The sequence below is a fragment of the Paenibacillus sp. AR247 genome (genome assembly GCF_002968895.1).
Taxonomy (GTDB): Bacteria; Bacillota; Bacilli; order Paenibacillales; family Paenibacillaceae; genus Paenibacillus_AQ; species Paenibacillus_AQ favisporus.
Genome location: NZ_PCZT01000024.1, coordinates 269733 through 276862, shown reverse-complemented (window position 1 = coordinate 276862; position 7130 = coordinate 269733). Strand labels below are relative to the sequence as shown.

Annotated in this window: 5 protein-coding genes and 1 pseudogene; 1 reads left to right on the top strand and 5 read right to left on the bottom strand. The window is 56.4% G+C overall.

Annotated elements, in window-relative coordinates; all coding sequences use genetic code 11:
* On the bottom strand, positions 1–831 hold an 831-nt coding region (locus CPT76_RS32185), incomplete at its 3' end, for an alpha/beta hydrolase family protein (RefSeq protein WP_105445780.1).
* A 128-nt stretch (positions 832–959) separates the two neighbouring features.
* On the opposite strand from CPT76_RS32185, the gene CPT76_RS32180 reads away from it, so the two are divergent.
* The gene (locus tag CPT76_RS32180; protein WP_105445779.1) at positions 960–1511 is read left to right on the top strand and encodes a PadR family transcriptional regulator; all 552 of its coding nucleotides are present in this window, start codon (positions 960–962) and stop codon (positions 1509–1511) included.
* 261 nt (positions 1512–1772) lie between these two features.
* Here CPT76_RS32180 and CPT76_RS32175 read toward each other — a convergent pair whose 3' ends face one another.
* The 4 genes and pseudogenes from CPT76_RS32175 to CPT76_RS32160 form a co-directional block, all read right to left on the bottom strand.
* Positions 1773–3164, bottom strand: a complete 1392-nt coding sequence (locus tag CPT76_RS32175; RefSeq protein ID WP_105445778.1) for an MFS transporter — start codon at positions 3162–3164, stop codon at positions 1773–1775.
* Between the two features lie 261 nt (positions 3165–3425).
* Positions 3426–4016 carry a TetR/AcrR family transcriptional regulator gene (locus CPT76_RS32170; protein WP_105445777.1) on the bottom strand — a complete coding sequence of 197 codons (591 nt, stop codon included), beginning with the start codon at positions 4014–4016 and terminating at the stop codon, positions 3426–3428.
* A 253-nt stretch (positions 4017–4269) separates the two neighbouring features.
* Positions 4270–6604 (bottom strand): annotated as a pseudogene (locus CPT76_RS32165) (glycoside hydrolase family 65 protein).
* Positions 6605–6745: 141 nt separating this feature from the next.
* Positions 6746–7130: HAD-IA family hydrolase (locus CPT76_RS32160; RefSeq protein WP_146116503.1), on the bottom strand; the 385-nt coding region annotated here is incomplete at its 5' end.

Sequence of the window (7130 nt, the reverse complement as noted above, 5' to 3'; positions counted from 1 at the left end):
GGACGGATCGTTCCATTCTTCGTCGCTCCCTTGATGGAAACGGCGGCCCATTTCGCCAAAACGGAAGCTGAACATGCCGTCGTTGGCCACGAGTGCGGCCAGCCGGTGCTCATGAGCGGCCGCGCGGGGGGCCAAATATCCGCCAAAACTGATGCCGACCAGGGCGAGACGCTCCGGATCTGCCTCGGGGCGGGTCAGCAGGTAATCGACCACCGGCGTGACCACGTTCTCCCAATCCGGGCGGAACGGAAGCTGCTGCTCCCGGATCACCGCGCCTTGCCCCGGCCCTTCGAAGGTGAGGCAGTGGTAACCGCGTTCCAGTGCTGAAGCTGCCACCTCCCAATACAGCTCCTCACCGGTCGAGTCATAGCCCCCATGGACGATCAGCGTCGGTCGGGGTTTATCATCAACCCGGTAGAAGTAGCCCGGTAAATGGGTGCCTTCATAAGGAATGCTCACGCTCTCCATCTTCACCTCGGACAGTTCCATTGCCTTGAGAAAGGTAGAACGGCTTTTGCCCCAGGTGTCCAGAATCCGCGGATCCGCCGGGGAGCCGTGCAGGAAAAACTCCGCTGTCCGGTAGTAGTTTGAGGCTCGCATATAGAATTCCCGGGCGCTGATCCGGTTGCCCCGCCCCAGGCTTTCATCGGCCAGACTGTGCATGCGGGAGGCGGTCCGGTGCCATTCGGCGTACCAGCTCTCCAAATTTCCTTCCTCGATCCGGTAAGCCGTGGCGAGGCACTCCCCGATATCGGCTCCCCCGTAAGGCGCATAGCTCATTGTCCGCAGCAGTTCAAACGAAAACGTCTGGTCATGGAATACTAGTTTCATACACATTAGCTCCTTTGTTTTGGATTGTCTCCAATCCGTTAATAGGTTAATATTAACCTATAACAAGATGAAGTAATATGTCAAGTATAACTTATGTTAAAAATAACTTATTAATTTGGAGGCCGATCATGAATTCTATACATGCCGTACTGTTAAGTTTGCTGGCCCGCGAGCCGCTAAGCGGCTATGACATCAAGCAGCAAATCAAGGGACGTACCGATTTTTTCTTTAAAATCAACAACAATCAGCTGTACCCGGCACTGGCTAAGCTAGAAGCTGAGGGGGTCATCCGGCTGCAGGCGCTGGAGCGCGAAACGTACCGCCCGGCGAAGAAAATTTATGAGATTACGGATGCCGGCCTGGAACGGTTGAAGAACTGGGTGCTGGAACCGGGGGAGCCGGGGGACTGGAACGAATTTCTGCTGAAGCAGTACAGCTCCTGGCTGGTGAAGCCGGAAGAGCTGATCCCGGTGCTTACGCTGAAGAAGCGGGAGCATGAGGAGCAGCTGGATATGTACCGAAATAAAGTGGAGTCCCTGCGGGAACAGAGTGGCCTGCTGACGAGCGACCACCCGATTTTCTCATCGGTGGCCGTGATCGAGATGGGGATGGCCTTTGAGCAAGCCAATATCGAATGGTGCGGGAAGATGATTGGATGGCTGAAAGAAAACCGTCTGTAAGGGAACTGGAACAAGGGAACCTAGCGAACCTGGAAAACCTGGCGAAACAAGTGAAACAAGCCGTACGCTGATCGTGAAAGTGATCGGCATACGGCTTTTAGAGAGGATTCCAAGTCTCCGCTGTTGTTTTGATGCTAGGCGGTCTGCGGTAAAAACGTGAAGAATCAGCTGGCTCAAAAACCTTAGCTGTTGACCGCCACACCCCTGGCTTGGGACACGAGGACAGGGGCTGCGGAGGAGCGAGGACAGCAGCGGGGCGGATTATGAGCCGACACCGGCGCGGGTGTTCTGCTGCGGTGCCGCGCTGCGTCCAAAGCGGAGCAGGTAGACGATGGCGACGATGACCATCATGACGGCAAGCACCAGGAAAATGCTGCTGTACAGATAGCTGCCCGGATACGTGTTCAGCGGGTTCCAATGGGCAGATGAGCCGGTGTCGAGAATGCTGCTGTACACGGACGTGGCAACCGCTGCGCCGATGAAGTTCAGCATGCTGAGCAGTCCCATCCCGACGCCGGTCTCTTCCTTTGCCAGCGTGCGGGAGACGGTGTTCGAGAGCGCGACCTGCATGAAGGTCTGGCCGACATTGCTGAAGATCAGCACGATGGCGATGATCCAGGCATTGATGCCGGCAAAAGCGGAGAGGAGAAAGAAGCCGATCATTTGAAGAAGGGCTGCGATGCAGACGACGAAGAGGTTGCCCTTCAGGTCGGCGAACTTTCCTCCCGCGAAGCCGAGCAGCGCGGAAGCCGCGGCACCCGGAATCATAATCAATCCGATAATGCTGGCGTCCAGATGATTCGACTGGGTCAGCAGCTGCGGGATCAGGAACGGGATCGAGAAAGCGATACAGGAAATGACAAAGGCAATGCCGATGCCAAAAGTATAGTTTAGATTCCGGAACAGCCAGGGCTGCACGAACGGATCGGCTGCTTTGCGGATACGGATGACGAACAGAATAAGCAGCAGCGCTCCTGCGGCTGCCGCAACCCAGCCTCCACCGGTCAAGGCGAACAGGATCAGACCGGTCGCGGCGGCGAGCAGTCCGCCGCCCAGAACGTCCATCCGTCCACTGCTTTCCTTGGCATCGTCAAGGTATTTCCGATAAAAGGGCAGGGTGAGCAGGACGAGGACCGAGAAGCAGAAGAGCCAGCGCCACCCGGCGTAGCCCATAATGAGCCCGGAGACCACGGGGGCGAGCGTATTGCCGACGGCAAGGCCGATCGCCGACTTGCCGAGGGCGCGGCCCCGGGTCTCCGGCGGGAAATAGCGGACGGGGATGATCATGGCGGCCGCCGGGATCACCGACGATCCGGCCGCCTGAAATACCCGGCCGATGACGATCATCCAGTAGGCGCCGGCGGCGAGCCCGAAGACGGAGCCGAGCACGAACACGATCAGCCCGATGGTGATCAGTTTTTTCAGGGCGTATTTGTCCGCCAACTTTCCATAGGTCACCGATCCGACCGCATAGACGAGCATGTAGGCGGAGGACACCCAGCTGACCTGGGCGGCGCTCAGGTGAAATTCCGCCCGGATGCCGGGCAGCGCGATATTGAACATGGAAACGTTCATGACCGAAATAACCAGCGTGAACATGAGAATCTGGATCAGTTTGTTGCCTTGATTGACGGACTCGGCCGTAGATTTCATCGTTATTCCCTTCTTTCGGATAAGTGATTAGCTGAGGAGCCATTCGGCGGCGGACAAAAATGTCTGTCAGCACTTACTGACATATAGTGCAGAAAAGCGCTGCAATATGCGCTTTTTTAAGCTCAAAGCCTTTTTTGACTGCAAAAGGACACTAATTTCCAAGGTATACGTCCGATTTGAAGAAATAGATGCACTTATTGGCGGTCGAGCAGCGGGTTCAACGCCACGCCGGGATAAATAGATGCACTCTTGCGATCAAAGCTAAGGCGTTAACGCCCTAGTGAACAGCCGGACGCTTTCCTCAATAAAGGCGTCCATCTCGATATCGGTAAACGTTTGGACCGCATGGGTCGTATTGAGGAAGGACCCGAGGTTCATCCACATAAAAGCAACAGCCGTCAGCGATGGGTCCTTCGTGACCAGCTTCCCTTGATCGGACATGTACTTGAAGTAATTCGTCAGAACCTCCCGAAACTGCCGGGGATGGCTTTCGGAATAATCCCGGAAGCCGGGCAAATGATCGCCGACCTGAATGCTGATAATAACCAGCTTTCGGTTGCGGTCCATAACTTTATGATAGGTCCGGCTGATCATAAGCAGGTCCTCGTGCAGATTTCCCGTGAGCTTTTCCTTAAATAGCTTCTGCATCTCGGCTGCGTACAAATAGCGGTCATACGCCTTCTCCAGCAGGTTCTGCTTGCTGCCGAAATGACGGAAGAGCGTCTTCTCGCTCAGCCCGGCTTCAGCGGCGATTTCACGTGTGGACACCCCGTCATAGCCTTTGGCGGAGATGAGATCGATTGCCGCCTGCATCAGCTTATCTTGGGTGCATAACTGGTTGTTTTCGTTCATGTGACTCTGCCCACTTTCCATGATCTGACTGTCAGTACTTACTGTCATCTTAATCTTCGGGTTTGCTCTTGTCAAGGGCAAACGCCCGCTCTTTACATAGGAAAAAGCAGCCCGGCTTCATAGAGCCAGGCCGCTTTTCGGCGGTGGAGTTGATGTTAGTCCAAGACAGTATTCTCAATTTAGATTACATCTGCACTGTTCAATGTCAGTTACGCTGTACTGCTTAATGTCACCTACGCTGCGCTGCCCAATTTCAGCCTACAATCGCGCTGCTGCTCGGATTGCCGATGCCTACCTGGACATGACCCAGCCCGCCGAGCTGATAGCCGCGCCCGTAAACGCTGATGCTGACCGGAGTTTCGGTCTCATTGGTCACGGTCACATCCTGTTCGCCGACCGTTACTTGGAGACGCGCGCCGCGGAACATCACTTTGAAGGAGAAGGCGCTCCAATGTCCCGGATTGAACGGATTCAGGTGCAGCACTCCATCCTTGACGCGCAGCCCGCCGAATCCGTGCACGACGGACATCCAGGTACCGGCCATGCTGGTGATGTGGCAGCCGTCCTCGGTGTCGTTGTTGTAATTGTCCAGATCCAGGCGCGATGTGCGCAGGTACATTTCGTACGCCTTCTCCCGGTAGCCCAGCTCACAGGCGATGATCGAGTGAACGCAAGGGGAGAGGGAAGACTCGTGCACGGTCAGCGGTTCGTAAAAGTCGAAGTTCCGCTTTTTCGTATCGAGATCATATCGATCCCCCAGGAAAAACAGCCCCTGCAGCACGTCGGCCTGCTTGATGTACGCCGAGCGGAGGATCCGGTCCCAGGACCAGTTCTGGTTCAACGGCAGGTTCGACGGGGCCAGGTCCTTGACCGGCGTCAGATCCTTGTCGAGGAAGCCGTCCTGCTGAAGGAAAATGCCGCGCTCCGCATCAACCGGGTAATACATTTTCGCAAGGATGTCGCCCCATTTGGCCGTTTCTTCGGGCGCCAGCGCCAGCTTGGCCACCAGCTCCTCGTAGTGTGCCGGGTCGCTTGCCTGAAGGTCGGACAGCACCTGCAGCGTATACTCCATCGTCCAGCAGGCGATCCGGTTGGTATACCAGTTGTTGCTGACGTTGTTTTCGTATTCGTTCGGCCCAGTCACGCCCAGGATCATGTACTGGTCCTTTGCCGGGACGTAGTTTACCCGTTCTTCCCCAGAAGCGGGAAATTTCAACGAGCACCTCCACGCCGTATTGGGCGAGGTAGCTGTCATCGCCGGTGTAGTTGACGTAGTTGTAAATCGCGTAGGCGATCGCTCCGTTACGGTGGATTTCCTCAAACGTAATCTCCCACTCGTTATGGCACTCTTCGCCGTTCATCGTCACCATCGGGTAGAGTGCGCCTTTGGCAAAGCCGAGTTTACGGGCGTTCTCGCGCGCCTTCTCGAGGTGCTTATAGCGGTATATCAGCAGGTTGCGGGCGATTGTGGCATCCGCCGTGCTCAGATAGAAAGGCAGGCAGTAGGCTTCGGTGTCCCAGTACGTGCTGCCGCCGTATTTTTCCCCGGTAAAGCCTTTGGGCCCGATGTTCAACCGGTCGTCTTCGCCGGTGTATGTCTGGTTCAGCTGAAAAATGTTAAACCGGATCGCCTGCTGCGCCGCCACGTCCCCTTCGATCACGATGTCGCTCTCGCGCCATTTGGCTGCCCAAGCCTGCACCTGCTCCTCATAGAGCTGCTCGAACCCGGCAGCAGCAGCTTCCTGAAGCGCCGATCGTCCGGCGTCCAGCAGCTGGGCGTACCCATAGTCGCGCGAGGTCACGTTCGCTACGTATTTGTAGATGACGGTCTCCTCATCCTGCTTGGCTTCCACCTGTACGCGGTAGCCGGCGTACTTCTCCTGCTCGATCTGCTCAGGTTCCAGCGCCAGCTTGGCGCCGTTCTGATGGATCTCAAACGTCATGACCGAGGTGACGTGAAAATCGAGTTTTTTGGTCCGGACCGTTAATGCGGCGTTGTCCGCGGTCACTTCCTTGTGCACTTCGACCCAGAACTTCTCGTCATAGTTCGAATCTTTGTTCTGCACATCACCGTCCAAGTAGGGCGTGACGGTCAGCGTTCCGCTAAAGTTCAGCGGCGTCACCACATAGCGGATCGCTCCGATCTCATGCCGGGCCAGGCTGACGAAACGGACCGCCTCGACGCGAATCTCCTTCCCGTCCGGCAGGGCGGCGGTAAAGCTGCGCGACAGCGTACCTTCCTTCATGTTCAGCACGCGTCTGAAAGCCTTGACCTGACAGGCTGCGAGATCAAGCTCGGTGCCATCAACCGAGATGCCGATGCCGATCCAGTTGGTGCTGTTCAGCACCTTGGCAAAATACTCGGGGTATCCATTTTTCCACCAGCCCACCCGTGTTTTGTCGGGATAGTAGACACCGGCCATGTAGCTTCCCTGCAGAGACGGACCGCTGTAAGCCTCCTCAAAGTTGGCGCGCTGGCCCATATATCCGTTGCCGATGCTGAAGACGCTCTCGGATATTTCCTGCTGCTGGGGATCGTACTGCTCCTCGATAATATTCCATGGGTCCAACGTTAGATATTGCTTCATAATGAATTGGCTCCTTCGAAAAAAATATTATTAATCCCTTGTTATGCGACGTATAAACATTGTGCTGCGCAATACAGGGGGGGCCGGATTTTGGTCTTTGCAGGCCCCCTTGCTTCACGAACACCGCCTGGTTCGGGGAACCTAGCGGTGAGAAACGAGCTCAAGCAGGCGGACTGTCGTCATGTCCTGCAGCGAAGGCACCACGGCATCCGCCGCGCCCAGTACTTCCGGCGAGCCGATGCCGATACTGCGCATCCCGGCCCGCTTGGCGGCTTCGATGCCGGCCTCGGCATCCTCGAATACGACGCATTCCTGCGGCTGTGCGCCAAGCTCCCGGGCACCCAGCAGGAAAACCTCCGGATCGGGTTTGGCGCTGGCCGTTTTGGTCCCGTCGATAATCGCGTCGAAATACGGAACAAGGCCGGTGTTGTTCAGGATGGTCATCGCATTTTTGCTGGCTGATCCCAGGGCAATGAGGATTCCGTTCTCCCGCAGCTCCCGCAGGAAGGCGAGCGCTCCCTGAAGG

Coding starts and splice junctions, on each gene's coding strand:
- CPT76_RS32180 (WP_105445779.1), top strand. CDS start 960: ATGAATTCTATACATGCCGTACTGTTAAGTTTGCTGGCCCGCGAGCCG.
- CPT76_RS32175 (WP_105445778.1), bottom strand. CDS start 3,164: ATGAAATCTACGGCCGAGTCCGTCAATCAAGGCAACAAACTGATCCAG.
- CPT76_RS32170 (WP_105445777.1), bottom strand. CDS start 4,016: ATGAACGAAAACAACCAGTTATGCACCCAAGATAAGCTGATGCAGGCG.